A 15,640-nucleotide genomic window follows, 5' to 3' on the forward strand; every position below is an offset into this window, starting at 1 on the left:
GCCGCGCGCCGGCGGCGGGCCGCGAGGACGACCAGCCCGAGGCCGAGGCCGACGGTCTGGGAGAACCAGTGGGCGACCCGTTGCGCAGTCAGTGACCACGCCGCAATGGCGCTCGGCGCTGACCGCCGAGGAGCAGCAGCGAATACGTGAAATCGTCTCTGCCGCAACCGAATCCGATGGAGTCGCGCCGGTGGGCGAGCAGGTGTTGCGGGAACTGCCGCACCAACGCACCGACCACCTGCTGGCCGTCGATGATTCCGCCGGCAACGTCATCACCGGTTACCTCAATCTGACGCCGCCGCGCGATGCGGCCGGCGCGATGGCCGAACTCGTGGTGCACCCGCACGCCCGGCGACAAGGCATCGGCGCCGCACTGGCGCGCGCGGCACTGGCCAAAACCGATGGCCGCAACCAGTTCTGGGCCCACGGCACGCTGGATGCCGCCAAGGCGACCGCGTCGGCATTGAATCTGGTCGCCGTCCGTGAGCTGCTGCAGATGCGCCGCCCGCTGCGCGACATCACCGAACCGGTCACTCCGGACCGGCTGCGCGACGTGCACGTCCGCGCGTATCGCGGCCCGTCCGACGACGCCGAGTTGCTGCGGGTCAACAACGCCGCGTTCTCCTACCACCCGGAACAGGGCGGGTGGACCGACGCCGAGATCGACGAGCGGCGCAGCGAACCCTGGTTCGACCCCGACGGACTCTTCCTGGCTTTCGCCGGTTCGCAATCCGAGACCTTGCTGGGCTTTCACTGGACCAAGGTCCATCCCGACCCCGCCGGGCTGGGCGAGGTCTACGTGCTGGGCGTCGACCCCGCCGCTCAGGGCAGCGGGTTGGGTCAGTGGTTGACGGCCATCGGGCTCAAATCGTTGGCCCAGCGGCTGGCCGACCGTCCGGATCCCACGGCACTGCTCTACGTCGAGTCCGACAATGCGGCGGCGGTGCGCACCTATGAGAAGACGGGCTTCAGCGTCTACAGCGTCGACACCGCCTACGCGGCGGCGCCCGCCGGAAACTGAGCGTCGCCTGCATGTCGGTCTCAGCCGGAGGGCATACCGTGGCAGGACAGTATCCAGAAAGCGGGATCGGTGAAATTCGCCTCGGTAAAGAAGGCAGCGGCCCTGGCCGTAATCGCGTGCGCTGCAGCGGTGACGGCCTGCGGCAGCGATGACAATCGTGGTGCCTCGACACCCGTTTCGGGGTCACCCGCCGGGGGTTCCGCCTGCGGCGGGAAGGACACGCTGACCGCCGAGGGGTCGACGGCGCAGCAGCTCGCCGTCGCGATGTTCAACCAGGTGTGGGGCCAGCTATGTCCCGGGAAGTCCGTCGCCTACCACGCCACCGGGTCCGGCGCCGGCCGGACACAGTTCGTCGCCGGCCACGTCGATTTCGCCGGGTCCGATTCGCCGTTGACTGTCACCCAGATCAATCCGGCCGCCAAGCGCTGCAACGGGAACCCGGCCTGGGACCTGCCGTTGGTGTTCGGTCCGATCGCGTTGGTGTACAACCTGCCCGGCGTGCCGAAGTTGATCCTCGACGCCGACGCGCTGGCCAAGATCTTCAGCGGCGGGATCCGGATGTGGAGTGACCCGATACTGCAGGCGCTCAATCCCGGTGTGAAGCTTCCCGACAGCAAAATCACGCCGATCTACCGGAAGGATTCGTCGGGCACTACCGACAACTTCCAGAAGTACCTGACGGCCGCCGCACCTCAGAGCTGGGCGCGCGGCGTCGGCACCGAATTCCAGGGTGGCGTCGGTGAAGGCGCCGAGCGGTCGGCCGGCGTCATCCAAGGGGTGCAGGCCACCCCCGGCGGTATCGGCTACGCGGAGAAGGGTTTCGCCGACCGCGCCGGCGTGCCGTTCGCGCAACTGGACACCGGTAACGGCGTGGTGGCGCTCACCGAAGAGACCGCCCGCAACGCCACCAACGCCGTCACGTTCGCCGCCCGGGGCAACGACCTGGTGCTGGAGTTGAGCCCGATGTTCGCCGCCGCGGAGCCGACCTCCTACCCGCTGGTGATGGCCACCTACGAGATCGTGTGCTCGAAGGGTTACGACCCGGCCACCGCCACGGCGGTCAAGGCGTTTCTCACCACCGCCGTCAACAGCGGCCAAACGGGTCTTTCTTCCGCCGGGTATGTGCCGCTGCCGGATAAAGTCAAGGAGCGCCTGGTCGCTGCGATCGGCGCAGTGCAGTAACGGTTCGTGCACGGGGTTCGGCCGGGCCGGTTCGACGGACAGGACCAAAGTGACGACGCCAAACCCCTCCGACGCGGGTGCCGGGGAGGTGGTGGCCGCGCCGTTCCCGGAACCGCCCGCCGTTCCGATCAGCCCCTGGGGATACGGCAAGCCGCAACTGGGCGAACGGATCTTCCGCCGCCTGGCGGAGGGCTCCGGCTTGCTGATCGTGCTGCTGATCGCGGCCATCGGCGGCTTTCTGGCGTGGCGGGCCCTGCCGGCGTTGGCCCGCGATAAGGAAAACTTTTTCACCTACGGCGGCAACTGGGTCACCACCGACACCTCGGCGATGCATTTCGGCATCCTGGACCTGCTGCACGTCACGGTCTTCGTGTCGTTGTTCGCGCTGGTGCTGGCGATGCCGGTGGCGCTGGGCGTGGCGATCTACATCACTCAGTACGCGACCCGCCGGACCGCGGCGTTGTTCTCCTACCTGGTCGACCTGCTGGCGGCGGTGCCGTCGATCATCTACGGCGTGTGGGGGCTGCATGTGCTGGCGCCCGAGCTGCGGCCGGTGGCCGCCTGGTTGAACGCGCACCTGGGGAATTGTTTTCTGTTCGCTACCGGCAACGCGTCGCTGGCCGGCGGCGGCACCGTCTTCACCGCCGGGATCGTGCTGGCGGTGATGATTCTGCCGATCATCACCGCGGTCACCCGGGAAGTGTTCGTCCAAACACCGCAGGGACAGATCGAGGCCGCGCTCGCGCTGGGCGCCACCCGATGGGAAGTGGTCAAGACGACCGTGCTGCCCTTCGGCCGCTCCGGATTCCTCAGCGGCGCCATCCTTGGCCTGGGCCGGGCGCTGGGCGAGACGATGGCACTGCTGATCATCCTGCGCGGCACCCAGGAGGCGTTCGGCTGGTCGCTGTTCGACGGCGGGTCCACCTTCGCCACCAAAATCGCCGCCACCGCAACCGAATTCGACAATCAGTACAAGGCCGGCGCCTACGTGGCCGCCGGGCTGGTGCTGTTCGGGCTGACCTTCGTCGTCAACGCACTGGCGCGCAGCGCGGTGGCAGGTACCCGGGCCGGAAGGTCGCGGGCATGACCTCGATGCTGGACCGCCCGCTGAAGTGGCGGGCCATCTCCGGATTGGGGTGGCGCCGCCGCGTCGCCGACGGCCTGGCCACCGTGCTGGTCACGCTGGCGATGGGTATCGCGCTGACCCCGCTGGTATGGGTGTTGTGTTCGGTGGTGGTCAAGGGGTTCCACGCCCTCACCGCGAGTGACTGGTGGACCCATTCGCAGGCCGGTATCACGGCCCTGGATGCCGGCGGCGGCGCCTACCACGCGATCGTCGGCACGCTGTTGCTGGGCTTGGCGTGCGCGGTGATCTCGATCCCGATCGGTGTCCTCGTCGGCATCTACCTGGCCGAATACGGCGGCCGCAGCCCGCTGGCCCGGCTGGTCAGCTTCACCGTGGATATCCTGGCCGGGGTGCCCTCGATCATCGCCGCGTTGTTCATCTATGCGGTATGGGTGGCGGCGCTGGGCCTGCCGAGGTCCCAGTTCGCGGTGGCCTTGGCGCTGGTGTTGTTGATGCTCCCGGTGATCGCCCGGGCGACCGAGGAGATGCTGCGCATCGTGCCGGTGGACCTGCGGGAGGCGGCTTATGCGCTAGGGATACCGAAGTGGAAGACAATCGCCAGGGTGGTGCTGCCGACCGGCTTGTCCGGCATCCTGACCGGAATCCTGCTGGCGCTGGCCCGGGTGCTGGGGGAGACGTCGCCGCTGTTGATCCTGGTCGGCTATTCGCACGCCATCAACTTCGACATGTTCAGCGGGTTCATGGGTTCGCTGCCCGGCATGATGTATGACCAGACCACCGCCGGAGCCGGCGCCAACGAGGTCCCCACAGATCGGCTCTGGGGTGCGGCGCTGACTTTGATCATGCTGATTGCAATGATCAACGTCGGTGCCCGAGTGGTCGTGAAGATCTTTGCCCGACGAAGACTTGACAATGTACGGCGGTAACAAGGCAGGAGCTGTATCACGTGGCTAAACGGTTGGACCTCAAAGAGGTCAACATCTACTACGGCGCGTTCCACGCGGTAGCCGACGTGTCGCTGTCGGTCCTGCCGCGCAGCGTGACCGCGTTCATCGGCCCGTCGGGATGCGGCAAGACAACCGTGTTGCGCACGCTGAACCGGATGCACGAGGTCATTCCCGGCGCCCGGGTGGACGGCAGCGTGCTGCTCGATGACGAGAACATCTACGGCGCCCGCATCGACCCGGTCGGGGTGCGGCGGGCTATCGGGATGGTGTTCCAGCGGCCGAACCCGTTCCCCGCCATGTCGATTCGCGACAACGTGGTGGCCGGCTTGAAGCTGCAGGGGGTGCGCAAGCGCCAGATACTCGACGAGACCGCCGAGCACTCGCTGCGCGGCGCAAACCTCTGGGACGAAGTCAAGGACAGGCTGGACAAGCCGGGCGGCGGACTGTCCGGTGGTCAGCAGCAACGTTTGTGTATCGCGCGGGCCATCGCGGTGCAGCCGGACGTGCTGCTGATGGACGAACCGTGTTCCGCGCTGGACCCGATTTCCACTATGGCGATCGAAGAGCTGATCAGCGACTTGAAGCAGGAGTACACGATCGTGATCGTCACCCACAACATGCAGCAGGCCGCCCGGGTGAGCGATCAGACGGCGTTCTTCAACCTGGAAGCGGTGGGCAAACCCGGTCGGCTGATCGAGATCGACGACACCGAGAAGATCTTCTCCAACCCCAACCAGCGCGCCACCGAGGACTACATCTCCGGCCGGTTCGGCTGATCCCCTAGTGGGTGCCGGTGGCCTGGAAGATGACCCGGCGCGCCACCTCGACCGCGTGGTCGGCGAAGCGTTCGTAGAACCGCCCCAGTAAGGTCACGTCGACGGCGGCGGCTACCCCGTAGCGCCATTCCCGGTCCATCAGCACGCTGAACAGGTGCCGGTGCAGGTCGTCCATCGCATCGTCTTCTTCGCGGATGCGGGCGGCCTTCTCCGGGTCGCGGGTCTGCAGCACCTCTTGGGCGCTGTTGCCCAATTCGACTGCTACCCGGCCCATTTCGGCGAAGTAGCCGTTGACCTCTTCGGGCAGGGCGTGCTGGGGATGGCGGCGGCGGGCGATTTTGGCGACGTGCAGGGCCAGCGCACCCATCCGGTCGATGTCGGCCACGATCTGGATCGCGCTGACGATCGCCCGCAGGTCACCCGCGACCGGTGCCTGCAGGGCGAGCAGTACGAAGGCGCTTTCCTCGGCCTGCGCGCTGAGCGCCGAAATCCGCTCGTGGTCGGTGATGACCTGCTCGGCTAGCACCAGATCGGCTTGCAACAGGGCTTGGGTGGCCCGCTCCATGGCCAAACCGGCCAGCCCGCACATCTCGCCGAGCCGCTCCGACAATTCCGCGAGCTGCTCATGGTAGGCGGTCCTCATGATTAAAGCCTACGTTCTCGATGTGTAAATGCGGTGAAGTGGCTACTCGCAGGTAGTGTCGGCCGCGTTGGTGACCGTCAAATCCTCGGGTAGCCGGGTGGGCGTGCTGCTCGGATTGCGGCTGATCTGCATGCTGACCGAGGAGCCGCTGGGCGGCGGGGTGCCCACTGAGCTGAAGTCCGGACCCAGCACCACCTGAACCACCGAGCCGATGCCAGTGACCCGCTCCACCTTGGTGGTGCCGAAGGCCGCGGCGACGGTCGCGGCGGCCTGCTCGTTGCCAGGCGAGAAGAACACGGTCGTGGCCTTCAGCGAGCTCGGATAGTCATCCGGGGTCATCACGTTGAACCCGTTGCGCTTGAGCTGACTGGCGGCGGTGGCGGCCAGGCCTTCGGTGCCGGTGCCGTTGGAGACCTGCACCGTGACTTCCTGCGGCGAGGTGGTGGTCACCTGCTCGCGGCGGGTCTCGTTGGTGGGCGCGGCCTCCGGTGCCTTCTTCGGGGTCGTCGGTGTGGTGGTCGACGTGCGCGATGCGCCCAGGCTCTGCGCGTTCTGGTCGTTTTCCAGCGGCAGTGGGTCGTCATTGATGATCGCGGTGAACAGTGCCTTCATGTCGGCGGTGCGGGGCGGCTCGTTGCCGTCCTGGTCCGTGACGCCGGTCGGCACGGTCACGAAGGTGACGTGGCCGGCGGCCATGTGCTGCAACGACCGGCCCAACTCGACCAGGTCCTTGGTCTTGACGTTGTCGACGTAGCTGTTGCCGATGAACATGTTGACGACGTTGTTGAGCTTGTTCAGGTTCATCAGCGTGTCTTCGGAGATCATCGATCGCAGCAACGAGGACAGGAAGAGTTGCTGGCGCTTGATGCGGCCGTAGTCGCCGTTGCTCTCGGTGGTCACCTGCCGGGCCCGCACGTAGTTGAGCGCGGTCGGCCCGTCGATGATCTGCCGTCCGGCGTGCGCCAGCACGGTGCCGAGTTCGTAGTCCTTCAGCGGCGTCGTGCTGCACACCTCGACGCCGCCCAGCGCCTCGACCATGCGCCCGAAGCCGACGAAATCGACCGCGATGAACCGGTTGACGCTCAGGCCGGACAGCTTCTGCACCACCTTCACCAGGCATTTGGGTCCACCGAAGGAAAACGCCGAGTTGAGCTTGGTCTCGGTGTAGACCATCCGGGGACCGGTCTTGCCGGTCTTCGGGTCGTAGATGGGTCCGTATTTCCCGTCCTCGGGGTTCCAGGCCTCGCACTGGATCGGGTTGATCGCCAGGTCACGCGGGAACGACACGGCGACGACCCTTTTGCGGTCGGCGGGGATGTTGACCAGCATGACGGTGTCCGAACGGGCGCCGCCGGCGTCTTCGGTGTCACCGGCGCCAACATTGGCGTTGGCGCCCAGCCGCGAGTCCATCCCGACGATCAGGAAGTTCTCGTCGCCGTACTGCCCATTGGGGTCCACGATGTCGGACGAGCCGGGGTCAAGCGCGCTGACGGTGTTCAGCTTGTCGTTCTTGGAGGTGCTCCACTTCCACGCACCGCCGGTCATCACCAGCGACAGCAGCGCCACGATCGTCAGCAGCGAGCGGCCCGCGATCAGCAGCGGTCGCCGGCGACGCTTCTGGACGGGCTCGGCGGGCGCCTCGGATTTCGGTGCCTTCTTGGGCCGGCGGGTCGCGGGCGCCCGGGTGCTGGGTTCGGGTGTCTTGCCACGCCGTTTGCGCCGCTGCCGGGTCGGCGCGGATGCCTGCTCCTCGTCCTCGGCGGGGTCGTGCGGATAGTTCGCGGCGCCCAGGTCGGGCAGCTCGGAGAGCAGCTGCAGGGAGTACGCCGGAATCGGCAGAACCTGGGTGTCCAGCTTCTCGTCGATTTCGACGCCTTCGTCCGCGCCTTCGTCGGCGACGTTGTCGTCGACTGCGGCGTTGGTGTGGTCGTAGTCCACTTCCGGCTCGAGCGCGTCAGAGTTGTCGGAGTCCTCGGCTACATGGTGGTTCTTGGGGCGCTCGGACACGGTGGCGCCAAGCCTGGCGATCAGTTCGGCGACACTCAAGGCACCGTCGTTGTGGCTTCCCGCGGCCGGCTCGTCACCGTTCTCCTCGCGGGTGTCCCGCGCCGCCTCGGGCGAGCCGACGGACCCGGCCGACCAACGGCACAAGTCCTCATTGATATTCGGAGTGGAGAACCGTTCCCACGGCGCGGCGCCTCGCATCTGCTGCGGGTTTGGAGTAATCAGGTGGTCATCGCCGGCGGCGCTGGAGGCGCGCCGATGGCCAGGAGTGGCGTCTTGGTCGCCGTCACTCATGTCCTACCGGCCTCCGAAGGTCTAGCTGCGGACGTCCAAAATCCAGCGCTCGTTCACGCACAGACGTCAGCGCAGCGCCATTCTGATTGGCGCCGCGTTCTGCATTAAGGCTCATATCGTACTTTTTTCTCGGCTGAGACGCGATTTCAGGAGCGTCTCGGTTCGGCCACCCCTACTTGCGGATCAGCCGCCCGAGTGCATCACGTCGGCGCCCTCGGGCACCCGGCAGTCGTCGGGGTCGGTGAGCCAGCCGTCGGGCAGCGCCACCCGGGCGGGCGAGCCCTGCCGCCCGCGTGGGCCGTTGCCGGCTTCGGGGAACGGAACGCCGCCGTCCAGCCGGCTCAGTAGCCCGTCGAGTTCGTCGAGCGTCTTGACCAGCGCCAATGCCCGCCGTAAGTCGGATCCGGCGGGGAAACCGTGCAGGTACCAGGCGATGTGTTTGCGGATGTCGCGCATGCCCTTGTCTTCGCCGAAATGGGCGGCCAGCAGCGCGCCGTGCCGGCGGATGATGTCGGCGACCTCTCCGAGTGTGGGGGGGGTGGGCGCCGGACTGCCGGTGAATGCGGCGGACAACTCGGCGAACAGCCAGGGCCGGCCCAGGCAGCCGCGTCCGATGACCACACCGTCGCATCCGGTGCTGGCCATCATGGCCAGGGCGTCGCTGGCGTCGTAGATATCACCGTTGCCCAGCACCGGGATGGTGCGCACTTGCTGCTTGAGCCGGGCGATCTGATCCCAGTCGGCGGTGCCGGAGTAACGCTGCGCGGCGGTGCGGGCGTGCAGCGCGACCGCGGCCGCGCCTTCGGCTTCGGCGATCCGGCCGGCGTCGAGATGGGTGTGGTGCTCGTCGTCGATCCCGATCCGGAATTTGACGGTGACCGGGATGTCCGTGCCTTCGGTGGCTCGCACCGCGGCCGCGACGATCTGCCCGAACAGCCGCCGCTTGTAGGGCAGCGCGGCGCCGCCGCCGCGCTTGGTCACCTTGGGCACCGGACAGCCGAAGTTCATGTCGATGTGGTCGGCCAAGCCTTCGTCGGCCACCATCTTGGCCGCGGCGTAGGTGGTGTCCGGATCCACGGTGTAGAGCTGCAACGACCGCGGCGTCTCGTCCGGGGCAAACGTGGTCATGTGCATGGTGACCGGGTGGCGCTCGACGAGCGCCCGCGCGGTCACCATCTCACACACATACAGCCCGCTGACCGTGCCGACCTTGGCCTGCTTGAGCTCGCGGCACAGCGTGCGGAACGCGACGTTGGTCACTCCGGCCATCGGGGCCAGCACCACCGGGCTGGCCAGCTCAATGGGGCCGATACGCAACGGCTACCGCCCGCTCAGCGTCAGCTTGCCCGCCGTCTCATGCAGTTCGAACGCGGTGGTCTTCTTGCCGGTGCGAATTTCCCGGTCGAGTTGCCGCTGCTTGGACGTCTCGAACTTCTCGCAGGACGCTTCCAGCTCTTCGACCAGCTTGCCGAGATCGTCACGAAGCGCGGCCGCTTCGCCGGTGAAGTCCTCGCGCTCGAAGATCCGCCATTTCTTCAGCACCGGCATCACCACATCGTCGAGGTGGATCCGCGGGTCGTACACGCCGCCGACCGCGATGACCACGGCCTTGCGCCGGAACTCGGGCACCTGATAGCCGGGCATCTGGAAATTGCGCAGCACCTTGTGCAGCGACCGCATTGCCTGGTTGGGCGAAGCGTCCAAGCCGGCCGCCGTGACGTCGCGGTAGAAGATCATGTGCAGGTTCTCGTCGGCCGAGATCTTGGCCAGCAACTGGTCGGCGATCGGCTCGTTGCAGGCCTTGCCGGTGTTGCGGTGCGAGATCCGGGTCGCCAGTTCCTGGAACGTGACGTAGATGACCGAGTCGAACAGGCTCTCGGCGAACAGGTCGTCGCGAACCTGGTGGTTCTGACCCGGGCTGAAGCCCCGGTTCACCACCTCGATGCGCAACTTCTCCAGTTCGTACGGGTCCACCGCGCGGGTGACCACCAGGTAGTCGCGCAGCGCGATGCCGTGCCGGTTCTCCTCGGCGGTCCACCGGTTCACCCAGTAGCCCCAAGGCCCGTCCAGCCCGAAGTTCATCGCGATCTCGCGGTGGTACGAGGGCAGATTGTCCTCGGTCATGAGGTTCTGGACCATTGCCACCTGGGCGATGTCGGAGAGCTTCGACTGCCCCGGCTCCCAGTCCTGCCCGCCGAGCGCGTAGAAGTTCTTGCCGTCCGACCAGGGGATGTAGTCGTGCGGGTTCCAGTTCTTGTGCATGGATTCGTGCCGGTTCACGCACTTCTCTACGACCGGTTCAAGTTCATGAAGCAGCTGCAGGTTGGTCAGCTCGGCTGACATGGTCCCTCCAGTTATCTGTGTCTAATGGTTGCAGTCAATATATCTGTGTCTGTCAGTAGCATTCAAGTTTGGCCACGGTGTGGCACGTCACGATTCGGGTACGGCGCAAACCGGTGATTGGGTGCCCGATGACCAAGGGCGTTAATCGCGCTCAGTCGTGCGGCGCGGGCTCGTGGCTGGCCGCCGTGGTGAGCAGCAGTTCCACACAGTAATCAATGAATTGCCTTCTGCTGGCGCCCAGTTGCCCGTTCAGGTAAGCGGTGAACAGCCCGGTCAGCGCGCCTATCAGGCTGGTGGCGACCAACTTCTGCACCACCGGGTCGACGATGCGGGAGAGCTTGTGCTGCAGCAGTTCGATGAAGTTGGGCATCCACTCCGCCCCGGACAGCACCAGGCCCGGCTCGACGGCGGGCGCCAGCAGCAGCACCCTGCCGCGCACCGGGTCGTCCACCATCAGGGCGACGAATTGCTCGACGGCCTCCCGCGGCGTCTTGGCCGAGTTGAGGGTGGCCATCGCGCGGGTGCACACGTCGTCGTAGACGGCCCGGACAAAATGTTCGCGGTCGGTGAAGCTTTCGTAGAAATAGCGCTCGGTGAGGCCGGCGTGGCGGCACGCCGCGCGCACGGTAAGCGCCGGCCCACCTTCGCTGCCGAGCAGCTGGACACCCGCCGCGACGAGTTTGTCCCGGCGCAGGGCATGGCGGTCCTCCAGGGGGACCCCCGACCACCGCTGCCGTCGTTGACCCGGCTGCACTTCACTCCTAGACTCGGTTCTGACAACGTATGTAGTCAGAATTGCTGACAACCGAGGAATAACCAGTGACTCAAGATACGTCTGCCGCCTGCCCAGTTACCAGCGGCGACGACGCGGCGCCTGACGCGTCCGGCGGTCTGGCCGGCGGCTGCCCGGTGTCGCCGGCGGGCTACGAGGCTCCGCCGACGCCGCTGGGCCCGGATTCGCTGACGTGGAAATACTTCGGTGACTGGCGCGGGATTCTGCAGGGTCCGTTCGCCGGATCCATGCAGAACATGCACCCCCAATTGGGGGCGGCTGTCGAGGATCATTCGACGTTCTTCACCGAGCCGCTGCCGCGGGTGATGCGTTCGCTGTATCCGATCGGCGGCGTCGTGTTCGACGGCGACCGCGCCCCGCAGACCGGGGCCGAGGTGCGCGATTACCACATCGAGATCAAGGGCGTCGACAACCTGGGGCGCCGCTACCACGCGCTGAATCCCGACGTCTTCTATTGGGCGCACTCCACGTTCTTCATGGGCACCATCTTGGTGGCCGAGCGGTTCGGCGGCGGGCTCACCGAGGCCGAGAAACGCCAGCTCTTCGACGAGCACGTTCAGTGGTACCGGATGTACGGCATGAGCATGCGGCCGGTGCCGAAGTCCTGGGAGGAATTCCAGGAGTACTGGGACCATATGTGCCGCAACGTATTAGAGGACAACTACGCGACCCGGGCGGTGCTCGATCTGACGCTGTACAACAAGCTGCCGATCGCGCCCTGGCTGCCCGACTGGTTGTGGGGCGGCCTGACGAGGCTGTCCCGGCCGTTCTTCGTCTGGTTGACAACCGGGTTCTACCACCCGGCGGTGCGCGAACGGCTGGGCCTTAACTGGTCCCGGCGCGACGAGTGGCTGCACCGGCGCTTCGGCAACCTGGTGTGGGCGGTCTTCTCGTTGGTGCCGCCGCGGTACCGGAAGCATCCGCGGGCTCGCGCCGGTCTGGATCGCGCGAGTGGGCGTATCCCGGCCGACGCGCCGCTGCCGCAGACAGCGGCGCGCAATCTGCCACCGCTGGAAAACCGCGGCAACCCGAAGCACTACTGCCCGGTCGTCTGACCGTCAGTGCGCGTGGCTGTGCACCCCTTCGAGGCCGGCCTGGTGCACGTGTTGATGGGTGTGTTCGGTGCCGTCGTCGTGTGAGTGAGGGTGCTCGTGCTCGACGTGTTGATGCTCGTGGCTGGTGTGCGCGTGGCTGTGGGTCACGCCGTCGTGTTCGTGCTCGTGGACGTGTGGCGCGTCGTGGGTGTGCTCTGACATCGGGTGTTCCCTTCTGGTTGGGGCTAATGGCTAATGGAGCGCCGAGCGTGCATCGCTCGACGGTTCCCCGGCGTGTCGCGTCGCGCGATTCACGCTCGGCGCCCCGGGGTCTGTGTTCACCGCCTTGAGCTCGGCATCTGAGCGGTGATGGCGCGGAACGCCGGGGCCGGCGTGCTCGGCGTTGTGCACGGCATCGATGACCAGCTGGCGCACGTGGTCGTTCTCCAGACTGTAGAAGATCGTGGTGCCGTCGCGGCGGGTACGCACCAGCCGGGCCATCCGCAGCTTGCCCAGGTGCTGGGAGACCGACGGGGCGGGCTTGCCCACATGTTCGGCAAGCTCGTTGACCGACAGCGTCAAGCCGCGTTAGTCCGCCGACCGTGCATCACACGACGAATCGCCGGCGTGTTGCGTCGCGAAACGCACACTCGACGCCGCGGAGGCTAGCCATTCGGAACGACGGTGGCGGTGCGCCGCCCGCCGTTCCGTTCCTGCCAGAACCGGTACACCTCCACGGCTGCGTCGCTGGGCTCGTAGCGCATCGGCAACCGCCGGTCTTGCCAGTCCTTGGCGAACTCGTCGTAGAAAGTCGCTAGCTCGAAGTACTTGCGGTCGTCGACGTAGTGCGGCTCGTAGGCGTCCCGCGACGTCAGGAAGACGACCTCGTCGGGCGAGCAGTAGTAGAGGGAGCCCAGGCACATCGGGCACGGGTGTGCCAGCACGTAGATGGTGGTGCCGATCAGGTGCTCGGTGCCCAGCTCGGTGCACGCGGCGCGGATCGCGAGGATCTCGGCGTGGGCGGTCGGATCGTTGGTCTGCGCCACCTTGTTCGCGCTCTCGGCCAGCACTTCGCCGTCCTTGACGATGACGGTCGCGAACGGCCGCCCGCCTTCGGCGACGTTCTGGCGGGCGAGGTCGATGGTCCGCTGGGCGAAGTCGGTCACGCCCGTGATACTAACTAGATTGTCTATATTTTTTCGATCAAAAGGAGTCAATGGTGCGTACCGATCGGGATCGCTGGGACCTTGCGACGAGTGTCGGCGCAACGGCCACCATGGTCGCCGCCCAGCGTGCGTTGGCCTCCGATCCGCAGTTCGCGCTGATCGACGACCCGTTCGCCGCGCCGCTGGTGCGCGCGGTGGGTATCGACGTGTACACCCGGCTCGTCAACGGGGAGATAACGGCGAACGAGGATTCCGAGTTCGACCCGGAGCGGATGGCCAGGGGGATGGCCTGCCGGACCAGGTTCTACGACCAGTTCTTCCTGGACGCCACCCGCAGCGGCATCAGCCAGGCGGTGATCCTGGCGTCCGGTCTGGACGCGCGCGCCTACCGGCTGCCCTGGCCCGCGGGCACCGTCGTCTACGAGGTCGACATGCCCGAGGTGATCGACTTCAAGACCCTGACGCTGAGCGAACTGGGCGCCGAACCCACCGCCGAGCGCCGCACCGTGGCCGTCGACCTGCGCGACGATTGGGCCGCGGCGCTGCGGGCCGCCGGATTCGATACCGCGGCGCCCTCGGCGTGGAGCGCTGAGGGGCTGCTCGTTTACCTCCCCGACGACGCCCAGGATGCGTTGTTCGACAACATCACCGCGCTGAGCGCACCGGGCAGCCGGTTGGCCTTCGAGTTCGTCCCCGACACCCGGATCTTCCAGGATGAGCGCTGGCGCTCTCACCACGAGCGGATGAGCGAACTGGGCTTCGAGATCGACTTCAACGACCTCGTCTACCACGCCGAGCGCAGCCACATCCTGGACTATCTGTCCGGCAGTGGCTGGCAGACCGCGCCGCAAACCGTCGCCGAGCTACATGCAGCCAATGGCTTCACATATCCCGACGACGAGCTCGCGACCGCGTTCGCCGATGTCACCTACACCAGCGCGGTACTGAAGCCGTAGTGCCCTACTGGGCGGTGCGGAGCAGTTCGTCCTTCAGCCGCGTGGTGAGCATGTCCTGAAACACCGTCTGCGCCGGGGCGTACAGCTCCCGGAAGGTCGAGAGCAGCGCGTCGCGGTTGTACTCCGGGATCGCGCCGGTCGGCGGGGTCCAGAAGCTGTCGATGTCCATCAGGAAGAACTGGCCGGTCTGGGCCGGCGTCACCCGGCGCAGGTGGTAGCTGGCGTCGAGCGCCTGGCCGACCCCCGGGCCGTACCGGACGATCAGCGACCGGCCGGGCTGGGCTTCGCGGTACACCGCGGCGCCCTGCCACTCCGTCAGCGTCAGGCCGCCGGGGGCCAGGCGCTGCGGGCCGAGCAGACTCTCGTCGATCCAGTTGGTCCACTCGATGCGACCGTCGACGCCGGCGGGCACCCGGATCTCCAGCACGTAGCGCAGGCCGATCCGCTCGACGCCGACGATGGAGGAGACCTGCGAGCGCGCGTCCACGACGCGCATGGCGACGTCCAGGAAGGTGTCGAAATTGCTGTAGGCACTGGTCTCTACGACGATCGCCTGGCTCTTCAGCGACGCCGCGGTCGTGTTCTCGCGGTTGGAGTAGCGCACGAAACGGTCGGCGACCGGTTGCGGGGGCTGACCGGGTGCGGCCATTCCCCACTGGACGTCCTGGGCCTGGCGTTCGATCGGCAGGTCGGTGACCAGCTGTTGTTTCAGTTCCCGACTTGCCGATTCGGTGAGCGTGTCGGTGGCCGGATGACGAATTTCCAGCGTTACGAGGGCTACAGGGGCGTTGGGTTGGACATCAGCGGGATTCACGTCCGGAAGCATAGCCGCGAGCATAACCATGCGGGTGGCATTCAAACGGACCGCCCCAATTAGGTCGGTGGGTTGCCAGCTTCGCTCCGGTGCCCCCAGTAGGACTCGAACCTACGACCTGCGGATTAAAAGTCCGTAGCTCTACCAACTGAGCTATAGGGGCGGCGGAGACTCAGGATACTGTGTGCCCGGCTGGGCCTCGTTTGAGGATTAGGCCCGGGGTGACCTAAGCTGACTTGGCTCCCAACGGTGATCACGTTGCGAGTGCCCCGGAGAGATTCGGTTCTGGCCCCCTTCGTCTAGCGGCCTAGGACGCCGCCCTTTCAAGGCGGTAGCGCGGGTTCGAATCCCGTAGGGGGTACTTGCGACGCGGGCTACCGTGGAGCAGAGCAAGGCCCTGTGGCGCAGTTGGTTAGCGCGCCGCCCTGTCACGGCGGAGGTCGCGGGTTCGAGTCCCGTCAGGGTCGCCAGCACGGCGAGGCACACGCTGCCTGCCGGCTTCCGGCCAGGTAGCTCAGTCGGTACGAGCGTCCGCCTGAAAAGCGGAAGGTCGGCGGTTCGATCCCGCCCCTGGCCACCA

General features: G+C 66.7%; 15 protein-coding genes, 4 tRNA genes and 1 pseudogene. 10 read left to right on the plus strand and 10 right to left on the minus strand.

Going from position 1 to position 15,640, the window contains the following annotated elements; all coding sequences use genetic code 11:
• The first annotated feature begins 91 nt into the window (after positions 1 to 91).
• The 5 genes from mshD (at position 92) to pstB (ending at position 5,013) form a co-directional block, all read left to right on the plus strand.
• Entirely contained in the window at positions 92 to 1,021 is a 930-nt protein-coding gene (gene mshD, locus A9X01_RS01730; protein ID WP_065119013.1) for a mycothiol synthase, read from the plus strand.
• Between the two features lie 69 nt (positions 1,022 to 1,090).
• Entirely contained in the window at positions 1,091 to 2,203 is a 1,113-nt protein-coding gene (gene pstS, locus A9X01_RS01735; protein WP_065119014.1) for a phosphate ABC transporter substrate-binding protein PstS, read from the plus strand.
• Positions 2,204 to 2,252: 49 nt separating this feature from the next.
• Entirely contained in the window at positions 2,253 to 3,290 is a 1,038-nt protein-coding gene (gene pstC / locus A9X01_RS01740) for a phosphate ABC transporter permease subunit PstC (RefSeq protein ID WP_065119015.1), read from the plus strand.
• Positions 3,287 to 4,216, plus strand: a complete 930-nt coding sequence (gene pstA / locus A9X01_RS01745) for a phosphate ABC transporter permease PstA (RefSeq protein WP_065119016.1) — start codon at positions 3,287 to 3,289, stop codon at positions 4,214 to 4,216. The genes pstC and pstA overlap by 4 nt, the downstream gene beginning before the upstream one ends.
• A gap of 20 nt (positions 4,217 to 4,236) precedes the next feature.
• Positions 4,237 to 5,013, plus strand: a complete 777-nt coding sequence (gene pstB / locus A9X01_RS01750) for a phosphate ABC transporter ATP-binding protein PstB (protein WP_065119017.1) — start codon at positions 4,237 to 4,239, stop codon at positions 5,011 to 5,013.
• A gap of 4 nt (positions 5,014 to 5,017) precedes the next feature.
• Here the strand turns inward: pstB and phoU are convergent, their stop codons facing one another.
• The 5 genes from phoU to A9X01_RS01775 all read right to left on the minus strand — a co-directional run bounded on the left by phoU (position 5,018) and on the right by A9X01_RS01775 (position 11,051).
• On the minus strand, positions 5,018 to 5,656 hold the full coding sequence (gene phoU / locus A9X01_RS01755) for a phosphate signaling complex protein PhoU (RefSeq protein WP_065036682.1): 639 nt from the start codon (positions 5,654 to 5,656) through the stop codon (positions 5,018 to 5,020).
• Positions 5,657 to 5,698: 42 nt separating this feature from the next.
• Positions 5,699 to 7,954, minus strand: coding sequence for an LCP family protein (locus A9X01_RS01760; RefSeq protein WP_155771872.1), 2,256 nt, complete (start codon positions 7,952 to 7,954; stop codon positions 5,699 to 5,701).
• 183 nt (positions 7,955 to 8,137) lie between these two features.
• Complete coding sequence (dusB, locus tag A9X01_RS01765; RefSeq protein WP_065119018.1) at positions 8,138 to 9,271, minus strand: tRNA dihydrouridine synthase DusB; 1,134 nt, start codon at positions 9,269 to 9,271, stop codon at positions 8,138 to 8,140.
• A 3-nt stretch (positions 9,272 to 9,274) separates the two neighbouring features.
• Positions 9,275 to 10,297, minus strand: a complete 1,023-nt coding sequence (locus A9X01_RS01770; RefSeq protein WP_065119019.1) for an acyl-ACP desaturase — start codon at positions 10,295 to 10,297, stop codon at positions 9,275 to 9,277.
• A 151-nt stretch (positions 10,298 to 10,448) separates the two neighbouring features.
• Positions 10,449 to 11,051 carry a TetR/AcrR family transcriptional regulator gene (locus A9X01_RS01775; protein WP_065119020.1) on the minus strand — a complete coding sequence of 201 codons (603 nt, stop codon included), beginning with the start codon at positions 11,049 to 11,051 and terminating at the stop codon, positions 10,449 to 10,451.
• 65 nt (positions 11,052 to 11,116) lie between these two features.
• On the opposite strand from A9X01_RS01775, the gene A9X01_RS01780 reads away from it, so the two are divergent.
• Positions 11,117 to 12,145 carry an oxygenase MpaB family protein gene (locus A9X01_RS01780; RefSeq protein WP_065119021.1) on the plus strand — a complete coding sequence of 343 codons (1,029 nt, stop codon included), beginning with the start codon at positions 11,117 to 11,119 and terminating at the stop codon, positions 12,143 to 12,145.
• A gap of 3 nt (positions 12,146 to 12,148) precedes the next feature.
• On the opposite strand, the gene A9X01_RS28680 is transcribed toward A9X01_RS01780, so the two are convergent.
• From A9X01_RS28680 to A9X01_RS01790, 3 genes and pseudogenes are all read right to left on the minus strand, one after another.
• A complete protein-coding gene (locus A9X01_RS28680) occupies positions 12,149 to 12,346 on the minus strand; it encodes a zinc transporter Slc39a7 (protein ID WP_081282149.1) in 198 nt (65 codons plus the stop codon).
• Positions 12,347 to 12,376: 30 nt separating this feature from the next.
• Positions 12,377 to 12,700, minus strand: a pseudogene (locus tag A9X01_RS01785) (ArsR/SmtB family transcription factor); the annotation flags it as partial.
• An 89-nt stretch (positions 12,701 to 12,789) separates the two neighbouring features.
• Positions 12,790 to 13,290, minus strand: a complete 501-nt coding sequence (locus tag A9X01_RS01790) for a nucleoside deaminase (protein WP_065119023.1) — start codon at positions 13,288 to 13,290, stop codon at positions 12,790 to 12,792.
• Positions 13,291 to 13,340: 50 nt separating this feature from the next.
• Here A9X01_RS01790 and A9X01_RS01795 point away from each other — a divergent pair, with 50 nt between their 5' ends.
• On the plus strand, positions 13,341 to 14,246 hold the full coding sequence (locus A9X01_RS01795) for an SAM-dependent methyltransferase (RefSeq protein ID WP_065119024.1): 906 nt from the start codon (positions 13,341 to 13,343) through the stop codon (positions 14,244 to 14,246).
• Positions 14,247 to 14,250: 4 nt separating this feature from the next.
• On the opposite strand, the gene A9X01_RS01800 is transcribed toward A9X01_RS01795, so the two are convergent.
• Both A9X01_RS01800 and A9X01_RS01805 read right to left on the minus strand, forming a co-directional pair.
• Positions 14,251 to 15,072 (minus strand): TIGR04255 family protein, encoded by an 822-nt coding sequence (locus tag A9X01_RS01800; protein ID WP_065119025.1) that lies wholly within the window; start codon positions 15,070 to 15,072, stop codon positions 14,251 to 14,253.
• Between the two features lie 78 nt (positions 15,073 to 15,150).
• Positions 15,151 to 15,223: transfer RNA gene (locus A9X01_RS01805), tRNA-Lys, on the minus strand.
• A 125-nt stretch (positions 15,224 to 15,348) separates the two neighbouring features.
• Between A9X01_RS01805 and A9X01_RS01810 the strand changes: the two genes are divergently transcribed.
• The 3 genes from A9X01_RS01810 (at position 15,349) to A9X01_RS01820 (ending at position 15,640) form a co-directional block, all read left to right on the plus strand.
• Positions 15,349 to 15,421, plus strand: a tRNA-Glu gene (locus A9X01_RS01810).
• A 32-nt stretch (positions 15,422 to 15,453) separates the two neighbouring features.
• Positions 15,454 to 15,530, plus strand: a tRNA-Asp gene (locus A9X01_RS01815).
• 33 nt (positions 15,531 to 15,563) lie between these two features.
• Positions 15,564 to 15,640 (plus strand) — tRNA-Phe (locus A9X01_RS01820).

This window comes from Mycobacterium asiaticum (assembly GCF_001668675.1).
Lineage (GTDB): Bacteria > Actinomycetota > Actinomycetes > Mycobacteriales > Mycobacteriaceae > Mycobacterium > Mycobacterium asiaticum_D.